Annotated in this window: 16 protein-coding genes; 12 read left to right on the forward strand and 4 right to left on the reverse strand. The window is 61.6% G+C overall.

Annotated features, from left to right (window positions below):
- The first annotated feature begins 40 nt into the window (after nucleotides 1–40).
- From tatB to AC070A_RS25740, 7 genes are all read left to right on the forward strand, one after another.
- Nucleotides 41–718: a Sec-independent protein translocase protein TatB gene (tatB, locus tag AC070A_RS25710; protein WP_057255818.1), complete on the forward strand. Its 678-nt coding sequence runs from the start codon at nucleotides 41–43 to the stop codon at nucleotides 716–718.
- The gene (gene tatC / locus AC070A_RS25715) at nucleotides 715–1,557 is read left to right on the forward strand and encodes a twin-arginine translocase subunit TatC (RefSeq protein ID WP_057255820.1); all 843 of its coding nucleotides are present in this window, start codon (nucleotides 715–717) and stop codon (nucleotides 1,555–1,557) included. The genes tatB and tatC overlap by 4 nt, the downstream gene beginning before the upstream one ends.
- Nucleotides 1,558–1,603: 46 nt before the next feature.
- Complete coding sequence (gene serS / locus AC070A_RS25720; RefSeq protein WP_093232422.1) at nucleotides 1,604–2,887, forward strand: serine--tRNA ligase; 1,284 nt, start codon at nucleotides 1,604–1,606, stop codon at nucleotides 2,885–2,887.
- Between the two features lie 27 nt (nucleotides 2,888–2,914).
- Nucleotides 2,915–3,682, forward strand: coding sequence for a 5'/3'-nucleotidase SurE (surE, locus tag AC070A_RS25725; RefSeq protein ID WP_057255825.1), 768 nt, complete (start codon nucleotides 2,915–2,917; stop codon nucleotides 3,680–3,682).
- The gene (locus AC070A_RS25730; RefSeq protein ID WP_057255827.1) at nucleotides 3,683–4,336 is read left to right on the forward strand and encodes a protein-L-isoaspartate(D-aspartate) O-methyltransferase; all 654 of its coding nucleotides are present in this window, start codon (nucleotides 3,683–3,685) and stop codon (nucleotides 4,334–4,336) included.
- Between the two features lie 181 nt (nucleotides 4,337–4,517).
- On the forward strand, nucleotides 4,518–5,162 hold the full coding sequence (locus AC070A_RS25735) for a hypothetical protein (protein ID WP_057255829.1): 645 nt from the start codon (nucleotides 4,518–4,520) through the stop codon (nucleotides 5,160–5,162).
- A gap of 219 nt (nucleotides 5,163–5,381) precedes the next feature.
- Nucleotides 5,382–6,935, forward strand: coding sequence for a peptidoglycan DD-metalloendopeptidase family protein (locus AC070A_RS25740; RefSeq protein ID WP_058320622.1), 1,554 nt, complete (start codon nucleotides 5,382–5,384; stop codon nucleotides 6,933–6,935).
- A gap of 227 nt (nucleotides 6,936–7,162) precedes the next feature.
- Here the strand turns inward: AC070A_RS25740 and AC070A_RS25745 are convergent, their stop codons facing one another.
- Nucleotides 7,163–8,032, reverse strand: coding sequence for an ATP-binding protein (locus tag AC070A_RS25745; RefSeq protein ID WP_065376916.1), 870 nt, complete (start codon nucleotides 8,030–8,032; stop codon nucleotides 7,163–7,165).
- Between the two features lie 302 nt (nucleotides 8,033–8,334).
- Here AC070A_RS25745 and yajC point away from each other — a divergent pair, with 302 nt between their 5' ends.
- The 5 genes from yajC (at nucleotide 8,335) to AC070A_RS25770 (ending at nucleotide 13,268) form a co-directional block, all read left to right on the forward strand.
- On the forward strand, nucleotides 8,335–8,670 hold the full coding sequence (gene yajC / locus AC070A_RS25750) for a preprotein translocase subunit YajC (RefSeq protein ID WP_057255835.1): 336 nt from the start codon (nucleotides 8,335–8,337) through the stop codon (nucleotides 8,668–8,670).
- 47 nt (nucleotides 8,671–8,717) lie between these two features.
- On the forward strand, nucleotides 8,718–11,288 hold the full coding sequence (gene secDF, locus AC070A_RS25755; protein ID WP_113131805.1) for a protein translocase subunit SecDF: 2,571 nt from the start codon (nucleotides 8,718–8,720) through the stop codon (nucleotides 11,286–11,288).
- Nucleotide 11,289: 1 nt separating this feature from the next.
- Nucleotides 11,290–11,676 carry an Mth938-like domain-containing protein gene (locus tag AC070A_RS25760; RefSeq protein WP_057255838.1) on the forward strand — a complete coding sequence of 129 codons (387 nt, stop codon included), beginning with the start codon at nucleotides 11,290–11,292 and terminating at the stop codon, nucleotides 11,674–11,676.
- Between the two features lie 22 nt (nucleotides 11,677–11,698).
- Complete coding sequence (locus AC070A_RS25765) at nucleotides 11,699–12,541, forward strand: phytoene/squalene synthase family protein (protein WP_113131806.1); 843 nt, start codon at nucleotides 11,699–11,701, stop codon at nucleotides 12,539–12,541.
- A gap of 259 nt (nucleotides 12,542–12,800) precedes the next feature.
- Nucleotides 12,801–13,268, forward strand: a complete 468-nt coding sequence (locus AC070A_RS25770) for a hypothetical protein (protein ID WP_058326614.1) — start codon at nucleotides 12,801–12,803, stop codon at nucleotides 13,266–13,268.
- Nucleotides 13,269–13,352: 84 nt separating this feature from the next.
- On the opposite strand, the gene trmFO is transcribed toward AC070A_RS25770, so the two are convergent.
- The 3 genes from trmFO to AC070A_RS25785 form a co-directional block, all read right to left on the reverse strand.
- Complete coding sequence (trmFO, locus tag AC070A_RS25775; RefSeq protein WP_113131807.1) at nucleotides 13,353–14,771, reverse strand: methylenetetrahydrofolate--tRNA-(uracil(54)-C(5))-methyltransferase (FADH(2)-oxidizing) TrmFO; 1,419 nt, start codon at nucleotides 14,769–14,771, stop codon at nucleotides 13,353–13,355.
- A gap of 100 nt (nucleotides 14,772–14,871) precedes the next feature.
- Complete coding sequence (locus AC070A_RS25780; protein WP_082616298.1) at nucleotides 14,872–15,015, reverse strand: DUF1127 domain-containing protein; 144 nt, start codon at nucleotides 15,013–15,015, stop codon at nucleotides 14,872–14,874.
- Nucleotides 15,016–15,435: 420 nt separating this feature from the next.
- Complete coding sequence (locus tag AC070A_RS25785; RefSeq protein ID WP_065376908.1) at nucleotides 15,436–15,579, reverse strand: DUF1127 domain-containing protein; 144 nt, start codon at nucleotides 15,577–15,579, stop codon at nucleotides 15,436–15,438.
- Between the last annotated feature and the right edge of the window lie 837 nt (nucleotides 15,580–16,416).

The raw sequence follows: 16,416 nt of genomic DNA on the forward strand, positions 1-16,416 counted from the left end.
TGCCAGGCGGGCTGGGTCATGGATTTGCAGGACATATCAAATGCTTGATATCGGCTGGACCGAGCTTGTCGTCATTGCAATCGTTCTCATTGTCGTTGTCGGGCCGAAGGATCTGCCGCCGATGCTGCGGGCATTCGGGCGCATGACCACGAAATTGCGTGGCATGGCCTCCGAGTTCCGTCAGCAGTTCGATGAAGCGTTGCGCGAAGCGGATCTGGACGACGTCCGAAAAACGATCAGCGATGCGCAAAGTCTCAACCCGGCCAATGCGCTCAGGGATGCGATGAATCCGCTTCGCCAGATCGGCAACGATATCAAATCGGACCTGCAGAAGGCTGCGACGCCTGACAAGCCCGCCACGACGGGTACCACCGAGCCCGCGACTGCGGAGCCGGTCATGGCCGCTCCGGTAGCTGTCGCGGAAGCGAAGCCCGCAGATGCGGTCGCCGCTGCGGCCGTAGGCTCTGCCACTCGTCAGCTCGAGCGCGCCGAGGTTGCCGTCCCGGCTGAAAAGCCCAAGCGGATGCCAAAGGCGAAGGCCGATCCGGCACCGGTGGCAAAGAAATCTGCAACGCCAAAGGCGGCTGCGCCCAAAACTCCGGCAAAGGCACCCGCAAAGGCGGTGGCCGAGAAGAAGTCGTCGAAGCCCGCTCCAGCCGAGCCGGCTACCAAGACGTCCAAGCCGCGCGCCAGCACGCGCAAGAAAGGTGAAGCATGAGCGGCGATATCGAGGACCGGCCGCAGCCGCTGATCGAGCATCTGATCGAATTGCGCAGACGCCTGATGTGGGCCGTCGGCGCGTTCTTCATGGCGTTCCTCGTCTGCTTCTACTTTGCCAAGGGCCTCTTCAACCTTTTGGTGCTGCCGTTCAAATGGGCAGTGGGCTGGGCCGGCCTGAACCATCGCAATGTCGAGCTGATTTATACGGCCCCGCAGGAATTCTTCTTTACCCAGATCAAGGTGGCGATGTTCGGCGCTATGGTCATCGCCTTTCCCGTGATCGCCGCGCAGATCTACAAGTTTGTCGCCCCAGGCCTCTACAAGAACGAACGCGCTGCCTTCCTGCCATTCCTGGTCGCGTCGCCGATACTGTTCCTCATGGGGGGCGCCCTGGTCTATTTCTTCTTCACGCCCATGGTTATGTGGTTTTTTCTGGCCATGGAGCAGGGCGGCGGCGAAGGGCAGGTGGCAATCCAGCTCCTGCCAAAGGTATCGGAATACCTGAGTCTGATCATGTCGCTGGTCTTCGCTTTCGGCCTCGTCTTCCAGTTGCCGGTGGTGACGACGTTGCTTGCGCGCGTCGGGCTCGTCACTTCCCAGGGCCTCAAGGATAAGCGAAAGTACGCGATCGTCATTGCGTTCTTCGTCGCAGCCATCTTGACGCCGCCCGATCCCGTTTCCCAGATCGGCCTTGCACTGCCAGCCATCCTTCTCTACGAAATTTCGATCTATACGGCGCGACTCATCGAAAGACAGCGGGCAGCGGACGCGCTCAAGAGCGAAGTTGCCGAGTCGCAGGAAGGATCTTCCGGAGAGGTCGGCCCCGCCAAGGGCTGAGCATTCGAGATTTCGCGCCGTGAGTTGACCAACGCGTGGAACGACAATGCTTGATATTAAATGGATCCGTGAAAATGCCGAGATGCTGGACGCCGCCCTGGCGAAGCGGGGCGCGGAGCCTTTGTCGGCGTCGCTGATCGCCCTCGACGAACGCCGCCGCACGATCCTTCAGTCGCTGCAGGACATGCAGTCGCGCCGCAACGCTGCGTCCAAGGACATCGGCGCCGCTATGGCGCAGAAGAACGCCGAGCTTGCCGAAAAACTGAAGGCCGAGGTGGCCGAACTCAAGAACGCCATGCCGGCGCTTGAGGAAGACAGCCGCAAGGTGGAAACAGAGCTCAACGACGCGCTCTCCCGCATTCCGAACATCCCGCTCGAGGACGTTCCGGTCGGCGAAGATGAGACCGGCAACGTCGTCAAGCGCGTGGTCGGCAACAAGCCCACCTGGAATCACCAGCCGCGCGAGCATTTCGAGATCGGCGAGGCGCTCGGCCTCATGGATTTCGAAGGGGCTGCCCGCATTTCCGGCTCGCGCTTCACGATCCTGAAAGGCCAGCTGGCCCGGTTCGAGCGTGCGCTCGGCCAGTTCATGCTCGACCTGCACACCCAGGAACACGGCTACACCGAAGTGCAGCCGCCGCTCCTCGTGCGCGACGATGCGATGTACGGTACGGGACAGCTGCCGAAATTTGCCGAAGACCTGTTCCGCACGACGGACGGTCGCTGGCTGATCCCGACTGCAGAAGTGCCGCTCACCAACATCGTTCGCGAGCAGATCCTCGAAGGCGAAAAGCTGCCGCTGCGCTTCACCGCGCTGACGCCGTCCTTCCGCTCGGAGGCGGGTTCGGCCGGTCGCGACACCCGCGGCATGCTGCGCCAGCACCAGTTCAACAAGGTCGAATTGGTTTCGATCACCGATGCCGAAACTTCGGTGGATGAGCACGAGCGCATGACGGCGTGTGCGGAAGAGGTGCTGAAGCGCTTGGGTCTGCACTACCGTGTGATGACGCTCTGCACCGGCGACATGGGCTTCGGTGCACGCAAGACCTATGATCTGGAGGTCTGGCTGCCGGGACAGGATACCTACCGCGAGATTTCGTCCTGCTCGGTCTGCGGCGATTTCCAGGCCCGCCGGATGAATGCCCGCTACCGCACCAAGGAAGACAAGGGCACGCGCTTCGTTCATTCGTTGAACGGATCCGGTGTCGCCGTCGGGCGCGCGCTGATCGCCGTCATCGAAAACTATCTGAACGAAGACGGTTCGGTATCGGTGCCGGATGTGCTGGTGCCCTATATGGGCGGCCAGACGCGCATCGAGAAGGCCGTCTGAGCGGACGTCAAGGGAAGGACGGCAACCATGCGGATCCTGCTGACAAACGATGACGGCATTCATGCTGAAGGTCTCGCTGTGCTCGAAAGGGTCGCCAGGACGATCTCGGACGATGTCTGGGTCGTGGCACCCGAAGCGGACCAGAGCGGTTTGGCGCATTCGCTGACCCTGTCGGAGCCGCTGCGGCTCCGGCAGATCGCCGAGAAGCGCTTTGCCCTCCGGGGCACGCCGACGGATTGCGTCATCATGGCGGTTCGCAAGGTGCTGGATCGCAAGCCTGATCTCGTGCTCTCCGGCGTCAACATCGGTGCCAACATGGCCGATGACGTGACCTATTCCGGCACGGTTGCGGGCGCTATCGAGGGCACGTTGCAGGGTATTCGCGCGATCGCGCTCAGCCAGGCCTATCACCACGCCGTCGGCAAGGCTGTGCCTTGGGATGTGGTGGAGACACACGCGCCGGGCCTGATCCGCAAAATGATGGCCGTGGACCTGCCCGATGGCACGTTCCTCAACGTCAATTTCCCGAACTGCTCGGCTGACACCGTTGCCGGGATCGAGGTAACGTCGCAAGGCAAGCTCGACTTTGGCCTGTCGATCGATGAGCGGACGGACGGCCGTGGTTTTCCCTACTTCTGGCTGCGCTTCGGCGAGCGGTTCGGCGATTTTCGCGCCGGAACCGACATTCACGCTCTGCGCGAGAATCACATCTCGGTGACGCCGCTCAAGCTCGACCTGACGGACTATAGCGTCCAGGACCGTCTGATGCGGGCTTTGAACGAAGGGGCTCATTGATTGAGCGTGCGCGTTTCGGAACAGGAAGGCTTTGCCAAGATGGTGCTGCGGCTGCGCGCCGCCGGCATCATCAATCATGACCTTCTCAAGGCGGTCGAGCAGACCTCGCGCGGCCAGTTCGCGCCGCCGCAATATCAGGCCGAGGCTTACTCGCAGCGCACGATTCCGCTCGAGTGCGGCTCGTTCATGGAAGGCTATGATTTCGCGGTGCGGTTGCTGCATTGTCTGAACCTGAAGACAGGACAGCGCATCCTCGAGGTCGGTACCGGCAGCGGCTTTACCGCGGCTGTGATGGGGCGGGTGGCTGAACGCGTCCTGACGATCGACCGCTATCAGACACTCGTCGGTACGGCGCAGAAAAACCTTGAGAAATCAGGCGTTCGCAACGTCATCGTTCGCCATGCGGATGGCAGCGCCGGGGTGCCGGGCGAGGGCACGTTCGACCGCATCCTGATCACCGCTGCCTTCAATAGCCTGCCGCGCATGTTTTCCGATCATCTCGTCTCAGGCGGAACCTTGGTGGTGCCGATCATGATGAGTGAGACTCATTGCCGGGTCGTTCGGGTCAACCGAACGGGAAGCCGCTTCGATCGCGAGGATCTGTTCGATGCGCCCTACCTTCCGATCGTGCCGCAGCTCGCGTCGTTCCTGTGATACGGCCGCTGCCGAACATCTCCGCCGGCACTTTGGTGCGTTAAGGAATTCTTAACCGCGTCCAGCCTCGCGCAAGCTTCGCGCCATACCCCTCCACTGCACGATAGGTTCCGCCCGCGAGTCGTCGCTCTTGCACGACTGGGATGTTGCTGCCGGATCGTGAGATTGACGGAGACGGCAAATGCAGATCGCGAACAGGCTGACGGCCGCAGCATCGGGCGACGGGCTGAATAATCTTGCAGGGCGCAACGCCGGCCAGGCGAATTCCGCCGGCAAGGACGAACAGTCCGCACAGGCGCTCGCGGCGAGTCTCTTCGACCCCACTCCGCGCATCTCGCTTTCCGCCGATGCTCTGCTCTATCTCAGCCAGACGAAGAAGGCATCGGACGGACAGCCGGCGCTCAGCCGCGACGAGTGGAACAACCGCCTGTCTCCGCAGCTGGCGTTGCGCGAATACCAGGCCTTCGGCAAATTTCTCGATGCCGGGGATCATGAGGGCTACTACAAGAACTTCATCGACTACTACGACAGCCTTCGTCCCGAAGATCAGGACAGCCTGCGCTATTTTGGGACGCGTGAGGCCGCCGTGGCCGGTCTGCGGTCGCTTGAATATGAACGGGCGAGCGGTGCGGACGGCGACACCACGTTCCAGACGCTGGTGAGTGTCCTGCTTGAAGAAGACAAGACCGCTCAGTCCGAAACCCCGGTCCGTCCCGAGGGGCGTCCGATTTTCGCCTGGGATCTGACAAGCATCAGCTATGAAGATGAACCAACGGAGCGGCGTTCCGTTTCGGAAATCGAGCGTCTCTATTCCGAACTGAGCTAGGTTCTCGCGATTGCCGCACGCGGGGCTTCTGCGCCCGCGAAGCGTGGCGGGACGCTCGCGGCGTGCGGCCAGGCCGATCGGCATTCTCAGATGGCCGGCCGGGCCTATGGTTAGCGTTTCGTCAAATTAGTCCTTTGGTGGTGCTGACCTTAACCGGGCGGTAACTCTAATACGCTTTAATCATCCCACATCGAGTTGCGTTCGGAGTGGGTAAGCGTCATGCGTCAGTTTGTATCTCCCGGGGTTGGAAAGTCCACGATCCGCCTTTGCGTGGCGGTCCTGCTAGCAGGCGCCGCAACGGGCTGCAGTTCGGATGCCAGCCGATTTGATGGCCTGTTCTCCCGGTCGGACAACATCACCACAAATTCAATTCCGCGCGATGCGACGCCGGTTCCGCGTGGCGACGTGGCAGTCGGCCAGATGGCGGCAGCTTCTCCGGCGGATAACGGTGCTCTCGGCCAACCCTATCCGACTGCAAGCGCGCAGGGTGGCTATGATCCAGTGAATACCGCTTCCACTCCGGTGTCGGCTGCCCGTGGTGCGTCAACGCCGATCTCCGTCCAGCGCACGACCCTGGCCGATCCGAGCGCGACGACGCGTCAGCGTCCAGAAGCGCAGCCGTTCCCCGCTGCTCGTCAGCAGGCGGCAATCGCGACGCAGCAGACGCTCCCGGCGGCCGTCAACGAAACCGCAAGCAAGAGCGGCTGGACGACGCAGAATGCGCCGACGATCATGGTTCGGCCCGGCGACAACGTCGCAGTTCTCTCCAAGCGCTTCGGCGTTCCCGAGAAGGAAATTCTGAAGGCCAACGGTCTGCAATCGGCTGCTCAGGTCGAAACCGGCCAGCGCCTGGTCATCCCGACCTTTGGTTCCGTCGGTAGCCCTGCGAAGGGGGCTGCGACCAACTCGATCGCTGGTCTCGATGGTAGCAAGCGCCAGCCTTCGCCCTTGCCCAACGATCAGCGCGACGTTGCAATCCTGCCGGGCTCCGCCCAGTCTCGCGACAAGAACGCTGGCAAGACGGATGTCGTTGCGGGCAAGCCGGCAACGAACGGCGAAGGCAGTGGCGGCGGCACCTACACCGTGAAGCCCGGCGACTCGCTCAATCGCATTGCCAAGACGACGGGCGTGTCTGTCGCAGCCCTCAAGCAGGCGAACGGTCTGAGCGCAGAATCGATCCGCGTCGGCCAGACGCTGCAGTTGCCGGGCGCGGCGGGTGCCGCGCCGGACCAGGTCAAAACCGCATCGGTTCCGAGCAAGAAGACTGAGCAGCCGCAGGTTGCCTCACTCGAAAAAGGTAAGCCGGCAGAATACCAGCCGCCGGCCGCCAAGCAGAGCGTTACGGACGTTGCTGCGCTCAAGGCGGATGTCGATGAGGACTCGCCGAAGTCGACCGGGATCAGCAAATATCGCTGGCCTGTTCGCGGCGCAGTGGTCGCCGGCTACGGCGCCAACGTCGACGGCAACCGCAACGACGGCATCAACATCTCGGTGCCTGAGGGCACGCCGATCAAGGCGGCGGAGAACGGCGTCGTCATCTACTCGGGCAGCAGCCTGAAGGAACTCGGCAACGCTGTCCTGGTCCGCCATGACGACGGCACGGTCACGGTCTACGGCAACGCTTCCGAGCTCAAGGTTCAGCGCGGCCAGAAGGTACAGCGCGGCCAGACGCTCGCGGCTTCCGGCATGACCGGTCGCGCCAGCCAGCCGCAGGTACACTTCGAGGTGCGCAAGAATGCGACCGCGGTCAACCCTTCGACCTTCCTCGAATAGTCCGGCCTCCGGGTCCGACTGGATCTACTGCATGTCTCCTTAAATCGACCTCGATCTAAGGACAAAGACATGCAGAAAATCAAAGTGCTACAGCGACCTTTGCGCGTCTGATAAGACGCGCGGCGCTGTAGGAAGCGTAAGAATCAGAAACCGCCCGCCGGATTTCGGCGGGCGGTATTTTTTGTCTATGGTCGAGCAGATTTGGCCAGCGATCCGATCGCTAAGGCCTATGCGTCCAGTCGATGGCGCATGCGTCCGGCAAGATCCTGAATGAATTGCCAGGCGACGCGGCCGGACCTTGCGCCGCGGGTCGTCGCCCATTCGAGCGCTTCCGCATGCAGGGTCTCGGCCTCGACGGCGAAGCCATAGTGCTTTGCATAGCCATCGACCATGGCAAGGTAGTCTTCCTGGCTGCACTTGTGGAAGCCAAGCCACAGCCCGAAGCGATCGGACAGCGACACCTTTTCCTCGACCGCTTCGGAAGGATTGATGGCGGTCGACTGCTCGTTTTCCATCATGTGGCGCGGCAGCAGATGGCGCCGGTTCGATGTCGCGTAGAGCAGCACGTTCGACGGGCGTCCTTCGACACCACCGTCGAGTACGGCCTTCAGCGATTTGTAGGACGTGTCGTCATGATCGAAGGACAGGTCGTCGCAGAAGACGATCACGGGCACCGGTGCGGTCTTGAGGATGTCCATCAGCGCGGGCAGGGTGGCGATGTCCTCCCGATGCACCTCGACGAGCTTGACCGCGACGCCGGTATCGCGGGCGACCTGCGCATGCACGGATTTCACCAGCGAAGATTTGCCCATGCCACGGGCGCCCCACAGGAGAACGTTGTTGGCAGGAAAACCTTCGGCGAAGCGCAGCGTGTTGTCGAGCAGGATGTCACGGACGTGATCGACACCTGATATCAGCGACAACTCGATACGGTTGGGCTTGGCTACCGGTTGCAGGTGATGTGTGGCCGGAGCCCAGACGAAGCATTCGGCGCCGTCCCATTCATTGCTTGCTGCGGCTGGACCGGCCATGCGCTCGATCGCCGCGGAAAGCTTCTGCATTTCCCTGATGAGAACGTCGATCTTTGCTTCCGGCATATGTCTATCTCCAACAACTGAATCAATCATTTGGTCGCGCTGCAATGAAAACGGGACGCCTGAAACGGCACGCGATTGCCCCGCAATTGCGACGCTACCGTTAACAGACACCCGGTAGCACGCGGGTTTGCGCTGGAAAAGGCCGCAGAGCCCCGTGCGGGGGGTTCTCCTCTTGTGCAAATTGTGTCAGAGGCACAGGAACGGGTAAGGGTGCCGCCGCTTTGCAGAGCGGCCGCGCGCCCCTATATTCCGGCCGATTTGGTGCGGAGGAACCGCCGATATTTGAACTCAAGGAGTGATCGATGTTCATTACCGAAGCTTTTGCGCAGACAGCCGGTGCCCCTTCCACCGGCGGCGCGGACATTCTCATGTCCATCCTGCCGTTCCTGCTGATCTTTGTTGTCATGTATTTCCTGATCATCCGTCCGCAGCGCGCCCAGATGAAGCGCCGCGAGGAGCTGTTGAAGAACATCCGTCGCGGTGATCAGGTGGTGACCGGCGGCGGCATCGTCGGCAAGGTTACGAAGGTCGTCGATGACAACGAACTCGAAGTCGAAATTGCCGAAGGCGTGAAGATCCGCGTCGTTCGCAGCGGCGTATCTGAAGTTCGCGTCAAAGGCGAACCTGTGAAAGAATAAGGGACACGGACAGCCACCATCCGACGAACAACTGGAGCGTTTGAGGCATGCGCAGATTTCCGCCGTTGAAACGTATCCTCGTCTGGTTGGTGGCTCTCGCCGGCATCGCCTTCGCGTTGCCGAATGTTCTGAGCCGTGAAGAGGCAGCCGGATTACCGTCCTGGATGCCGCATCGCCAGGTGGCGCTCGGCCTTGATCTCCAGGGAGGCTCGCACTTCATGCTGCGGGCCGCGCGCAGCGACATCGTCGCCGAGAGGCTCGAAGCGGTCGCCAGCGAAGTCGGCAAGTCCCTGCGCGATGCCGATATCGCCTATATCGGCCTATCGGGCGAAGGTCAGTCGATTTCGTTCCGGGTTCGGGACCGTGCGCAACTCCCCGCCGCTCGCGATAAGCTGAAGACACTGACGGCGCCGGTCGATGCCGGCGGATTTGGCTCCGGGTCGATTTCCGAAGTTGTGTTTGACAGCGCCGACGAGGATGAACTCGTCCGTCTGCGCCTGACCGACGAAGGCATCGACTACCGGCTGTCACTGGCCCTTGCACAATCGATCGATGTGGTGCGTCGCCGCGTCGCTGAAGTTGGCGTTCTGGAGCCGCTGATCCAGCGCCGTGGCGAAGATCGGCTCATCGTCCAGGTGCCGGGGCTCGACGACCCGCAACGACTGAAAGATCTGCTCAGCCAAAGCGCACATCTGACTTTCAGATTGCTGGATACGTCCGTGCCGGTTGAGCGAGCCGTCGATGGCCAGGTGCCAGCGGGCGCAGAAGTCCTCTATTCCTATGACGATCCGCCGGTTCCCTATCTAGTCCAGAAGGAACCATTGCTGGCGGCGGCCAGTTTTGTCGCCGCGCAGCCGGAAGCAGATGCCGGCGCCGATACGGCGTCGGTCGCGGTCAAGCTCGAGGCGGCCGCGCAGCAGCGGGTTGCCGCGGTCACGGAGCAGCAGCCCGAGGCGAAGATTGCGATCGTTCTTGATGGCCAGGTTGCCGCAACGCCCAAGCTTTCGGATGCCGTCAAAGGCGACACGGCGCGTATCTCCGCCGAGCTTCCGGCCGACTCTGCTGCGGATCTTGCCGCCCTCATCAGGACCGGACCGCTCCCGACACCGCTGACTTTCGTCGAGGAGCGGACGGTCGGCCCTGGTGTCGGTGACGACGCGATTGCCTATGGCCTCAAGGCCGGCTTTGTCGCGGCGATCGCCGTCGCCGCCTCGATGATCTTCTTTTACGGCGTTTTCGGTGTCTTTGCCGTCATCGCGCTCGCCTTGAATATCGTCTTGATCCTTGCGGCGCTTTCCGTGTCGGGGGCGACGCTGACCCTGCCGGGGATTGCCGGCATCATCCTGACGATCGGCGTCGCGGTCGATTCGAACGTGCTGATCTACGAGCGCCTTCGCGAGGAGGTTCGTGGTGGCGAGCCGTTGCTCCGCACGATCAACAACGCCTTCTCTCGCGTCTTCAGCAGCATTTTCGACGCCAACCTGACGATGCTGATCGCCAGCGCCATCCTGTTCTACCTCGGTTCCGGGCCAGTGCGCGGTTTCGCCGTCACTCTCGCGATCGGCAGCGTCACGACGCTTTTCACCGCCTATACGGTGACCCGTCTGATCGTGAAGCGTTGGCTCCGGCAGTGGAAGTCGGAACGCCTGCCGAAGGGCATTCGAACCGGGCGCTTCAGCGATCTGGACATCCGTTTTATGCGGATCCGTAATCCGGTGTTCATCCTGATGGCCGCCTTGTCGGCGGCCTCGGTGCTCCTGCTTGCGGGTATCGGGCTCAATCTGGGTGTGGACTTCAAGGGCGGCTCGATCATCGAGCTGCACTCCAAGGGCGGTCCCGTCGACGTTGCCGACCTCCGCACCCGCCTCGACGAGCTGAACTTTGGCGAGGTCCAGGTCCAGCAACTGGGCTCGGGCGAGGATGTGCTGGTGCGGGTTCCGTCTCAAGAAGCGGGCGACAATGCCGAGCAGACCGCAGCCAGCGTCATCAGGACGGAGCTGGCCGACGAATACGACTTCCGCCGCGTCGAAGTGGTTGGCCCGGTTGTTTCGAGCGAGCTGACGCGCGCGGGAACGCTTGGGCTCGCAATCTCCTTCGTGGCGATCCTGCTCTATGTCTGGCTGCGTTTCGAGTGGCGCTTTGCCGTCGGTGCGATTATCGCAACCGTGCACGACGTGCTGCTGACGATTGGGTTCTTGGTGCTGACGGGCATCGAGTTCAATCTCGGCAGTATCGCCGCCGTTCTCACCATCGTCGGCTACTCGTTGAACGATACAGTTGTGATCTACGATCGCATTCGCGAGAATCTCGGCCGCTATCGCCGCATGCCGCTTTCGGTGCTGATCGATACGTCGATCAACCAGACACTCTCGCGCACGATCCTGACGGCGCTGACGACCATTCTGGCGCTCGCCGCGCTCTATCTCTTCGGCGGCGGCCTCATTCGCTCATTCAGCATCACCATGCTGTTTGGTGTCGTCGCCGGGACGATCTCCTCTATCTATATCGCCGGCCCGATCCTCATCCTCTTCGGGAAGCGGACCGACCACATTCCGGGGGACGAAAACGCGTCCGGCGCGGATACGGGTGCTGCCGGCGCGGCAAAGGGTACAGTTTGAAATGCCCAAGGGTATTGAAATTCGCGAAGCGCATTTTCCGGGCCGCGCACCGATCGATGCCTATGGCAACGGCGGCTTTCGCTTTGCGGACATGTCGCATCGCGGCTCGATCCTGATGCTGCCCTCGGGCGTCTATGCGTGGGACGTGGCCGAAGGCGATCCCCTGGCCGTCGAGAAATTCCTCAGGGTCATCGATGAGGCGAAAGACATCGAAGTGCTGCTGGTTGGCACCGGTAAGGACATCCGCCCGCTGCCCGCAGACCTGAAGGCCGCGCTGCGTGCCGTCAATGTATCGTCGGATCCGATGAGCACCGGGGCTGCGGTTCGCACCTACAATGTGATGCTGGCCGAATCGCGTGCTGTCGCCGTCGCGCTGATCGCTGTCTGATCGGGCATTCGGGGAAGACGACGTGCAAGATATTTCCGCTCAGATCCTGGCCGACCTCAGGGATACGGACCGCGACCGCTATCTCGCCTGCCTGCTTGCCCCCGCCGACAAGCAGCGCTCGCTCGCGGCACTCTATGCGTTCAACGCGGAAATCGCGCGAATTCGCGATCTCGTGCATGAGCCGATTCCAGGCGAAATCCGCATGCAGTGGTGGCGCGATCTCATCGGCAACGATGCAGCCTCCGGTGAGGGGCATCCGCTCGCCGAAGCGCTTCTGCAGTGCATTCGCGAGCACAGGCTGCCGGTCTCGGTCCTGCAGAACATGATCGATGCCCGGATCTTCGATCTCTATGACGACCCCTTGGAAGACCGCTCGGCGCTCGAAGGTTACGCCGGCGAGACCGCTTCGGCCTTGATCCAGCTCTCGTCGCTGGTGCTCGACCCGCAGAATGCGGCCAAATCGGCGGAAGCCGCTGGTCACGCCGGTGTGGCGCAGACTGTCGCCGGCCTCCTGATGCTGTTGCCGCTGCATCTGAGACGCGGCCAGGTCTATTTGCCGGCAGAACTGCTGCGCGCGACCGGCCTTGATCGGGAAACGCTTATTGCCGGCAAAGACAGCGACGGTATCGGCCGGGCGATTAGGGCATTTTCTGGGTTCGGGCGGGATCATCTGGCCAAGGCACGGGCTCAGATGGCGGCGATCTCGCCGTCGAATTTTCCGGCGTTCGTGCCGCTCGCGCTGGCCGAGCCGATCTTCGATCGCGCCGAGGCGGCTGGCGCTGGACTTTTGAAGGCGCCCATTCGCCCGGCGCAATGGCTACGGCAATGGTGGATGTGGCGTGCCGCTCGGCGTCGTCGCTTCTAGGGCAATTCCTGGAAAAGTGTGAAACGGTTTTCCGTCCGGAATTGCGTAATTTCAAAAAACTTAGATCACTTCAGTGTTTCGATGAAACAGTGAAATGATCTAGCGCGGCAAGGCAGCCGGCTGTAGCGGAACGCCTGCCCGGTAAAAACCCGATGCGTTCCGCGTCGGCGCGCCCGACGGGACGCCAAATTGGCACAAGCCTCGTAGTCTATAGAAGCGGTTTATCGGCGTCATGCCGAGCGAAGGGGAGCGCCCGCGGATGCTTTGGTTATTGCTCATCGCCGTCATTGTTCTGGCCGGCGCATTCTACATGTGGATGAACGCTCGTGCGGAGCGGGATTGGGACAATCCCGATGCAGGTTCTGCGATGGTGGAATTCGGGCGCGCATTTCCGGATGAAGCGATCCGGGCGCTGCATTCCACCGCGGACCGGAAGGCGATCTTCCTGAGGCTGCACGACGGCAAGGCGGGCTTCATCCAATCGCATGGCACGCACTATGTCTGCCACGTCATCCAGCCTGGAAAGGTCCGGGTGAACAGCTCGGAGACCGGCCGCGGGCTGATCGTGCATTTCCCGGACTTTGCCTATCTGGACAATGCCTTCGAGTTCCAGAACGCCGGCGAGGCGGCGGAAGTTTCTCTCTGGCTGCTCGGCAGCTTCAACCCGAAATCGGAATTCACGCAGCCCGACTCGGAACCGTCCCCTACGGCGCAGGCGAGCGAGTAGCGACATCACAGATCCATTCAAAAGAAACGGCCCGCTGGCGTCATCGCGAGCGGGCCGTTTCGTGTTCTGGTATAATATTCGCCGTCAGGCGGACTTGCCGAGCCATGCGGCGCAATCTGCGAGCGCACGCGACGCCGTTGCCTGCTTCTTGGCAGCGGCCTTTTCCTTGCCACGGAAGCGCTTGGCGCCCTCCGGCTTGGTGATTGCTCCCGGATCGAGCGGCGGGAACAGGCCGAAATTGACGTTCATCGGCTGGAACGAACGTTTGCCCGGCTCATCGTCGGAAACGATGTGCCCGCCGGTGATATGGTTCAGCAGCGCGCCGAAGGCGGTGGTCGCTGGCGGTGCGGCCAAAGTCGCGCCCTTGCGCTCAGCGGCGGCGAAGCGCCCGGCGAGCAGGCCGATGCTGGCGCTCTCCACGTATCCTTCGCAGCCGGTGATCTGACCGGCAAAGCGCAGGCCCGGGCGCGACTTCAGCGTCAGCGTTCGGTCGAGCAGCGTCGGCGAATTGATGTAGGTGTTGCGGTGCAGGCCGCCGAGGCGTGCAAATTCGGCATTCTCCAGGCCCGGGATCATCCGGAAGACTTCCGCCTGGGCGCCGTATTTCAGCTTCGTCTGGAAGCCGACCATATTGTAGAGCGTGCCAAGCGCGTTGTCCTGGCGCAGCTGCACGACGGCATAGGGCTTGACCGTGGGGTTATGGGCATTGGTGAGGCCCATCGGCTTCATCGGTCCGTAACGCAGCGTCTCGCGGCCGCGTTCGGCCATGACCTCGATCGGCAGGCAGCCATCGAAATAGGGCGTACCTTCCCATTCCTTGAAGCCGGTCTTGTCGCCGGCAACCAGCGCGTCGACGAAGGCGTGGTACTGCTCCTCGGTCATCGGGCAGTTGATGTAGTCCTTGCCGGTGCCACCGGGGCCGACCTTGTCGTAGCGCGACTGGTACCAGCAGACGTCCATGTCGATCGTCTCGGTGTAGACGATCGGCGCGATGGCGTCGAAGAAAGCGAGCGCATCGGCGCCCGTTTCCGTGCGGATGGCTTCTGCAAGATCGGGTGCCGTCAAAGGGCCGGTCGCGATGACCGCGAGGTCCCATTCCCTCGGCGGCAGGCCGGTGATTTCTTCGCGCACGACCGTGATCAGCGGATGGGCCGCAATCGCAGCGCTGACGGCGTCAGAGAATCCGTCGCGATCGACGGCGAGCGCGCCGCCGGCCGGAACCTGGTTGGCGTCGGCGGACTTCATGATCAGTGAGCCGGCAAGGCGCATTTCCGCATGCAGAACGCCGACCGCATTGCTAGTCGCATCATCCGAGCGGAACGAGTTGGAACAGACGAGTTCGGCAAGGCCGTCGGTCTTGTGCGCGTCGGTGCCGCGCACGCCGCGCATCTCGTGCAGTATGACCGGGACTCCGGCCTCGGCGATCTGCCAGGCAGCCTCCGAACCGGCAAGGCCGCCGCCGACGACATGGATGGGAGAATGGGAAGAGGTGTCTTTGCTCATGGGCGGCTTCCTATCACGGCTCGGCCCTTCGTTCCAATGTCAATAAACGAAAACGGCGCCCGGAGGGCGCCGTTTTGGAAGTCAGTTCGAACCGTTGAGATTAACGGAAGGAACGGGCCGCAATGTTGCGGATATCGTAGCGGGTGATGCCGATATCACTGAGAGCGTGGTTCGACAGGTTGCCGAGCTCGCTGACGGTGCGGCGGTAGTTGATCCAGCTTTTTGCGATACGAATCGGGTTCATGACTTTTTCCTCAAGATCGGTTTGTCGCGACAGCCATCTGTCTGCGTCGTTGAGGTTCTTATACGCTTGTCTAATTAGAAGGTGGAGTGCAAAGAAAATGCAGCTGCTATGCATTTGTGCAGTGCATCGCCGCATAGATGGGCACCGCTTCAAAAGGTGGCATCAATTAACGATTGATTAAAATGCGGATCACTACGCTCTAGTGTTTTGTTTTTCATATGTTTTTGGAATTGGAGCGCGAGCGGTTGCAATGCGTGGCACGAGGGTGGTGCTCGCTGCTCGCCGGCGAGGTGGGCTACAGCATTTCGCACGTGCGAAAGGGCGGCGGTGACGCCAGAGCAAGAGGCAAAAGAAAACGCCCCCCGGAATGAACCGGAGGGCGTTTACTGGAGGTCGGTCGCGCTTGAAGCGCAGCCTGAATTACTTGATCGCCTGGCGAGCAACGTAGGGGATGTCGCCGCGGCCGATGCCGAGGTCGCTCAGCTCACGGTCGCTCATGCGGCCGAGTTCGTTGCAGGTCTGACGATACTTGCGCCAATTGTTGAAAGAACGTGCGAGGTTCATGATCCTATCCTTTCTAGGGTCGTGTGCCAGCGCTCATCTCTCTTGCTGGCCGTCATCTGATGGTCTGGAATATAATCGTTTTGAGCAGAAGTTACAGAGATAATGCTGCATCGCACCCATGCAGCACGTGCAAGCCTGAGCGCGGCGGACAGACGTCGGATGGCGTTCGAAACGCATCTGCAATCAGGTTCTGATGATTGAAGCTTTCGACCCAAATCGAGGGCCGGAAAACAAACAACGCCCGCTGGGGGAGGAGATCCAGCGAGCGTCGCTTTGTTCTGATCGGCAACCGGGAGGAGGAGTGTCGCCGATCCAAATCGAGGGGCGCTGGGAGGAGGAGTGCGCCGCCCCGATCGATGAGTTGAAGATAGTATGGAGTCGGGCGGAAGGGTAGCGCTGATCCAGAATGGCACCTATGCATCGAGTGCATGGCTGCGAGCGAATACAGAGAAAGTGTGCACGAATATTGTGCAATTGCGCAAAGTCGGAGATTTTCTTGCTGGGGGAGGGCTGAAAACAATAACGCCCGCTGGGGGAGGAGGTCCAGCGAGCGTCATTTGAAGTGATTGGCAACTGGGAGGAGGAGTGTTGCCAATCTGATCGGAGGAGCGTTGGGAGGAGGAGTACGCTCGACCGAATTCTCTCGGGTTTTGCCCGGGCCTTTCTCAGTAAACTGAGGCGGTTGGCCGCTTCCGCCGGCGACCGTCTGGCTCCATGCCGTCGTTCGCCTTTGATGATTTGAATATAGGGGCTTTAAATCGATTTGTGCAGTGCAATATCCGCATGGAAGATATGCGCATCGCGCAAGCCGTTCATCAGTCTCTTTCGGCTCGGGGC

The organism is Ensifer sp. GW101-20A05 (genome assembly GCF_059424735.1).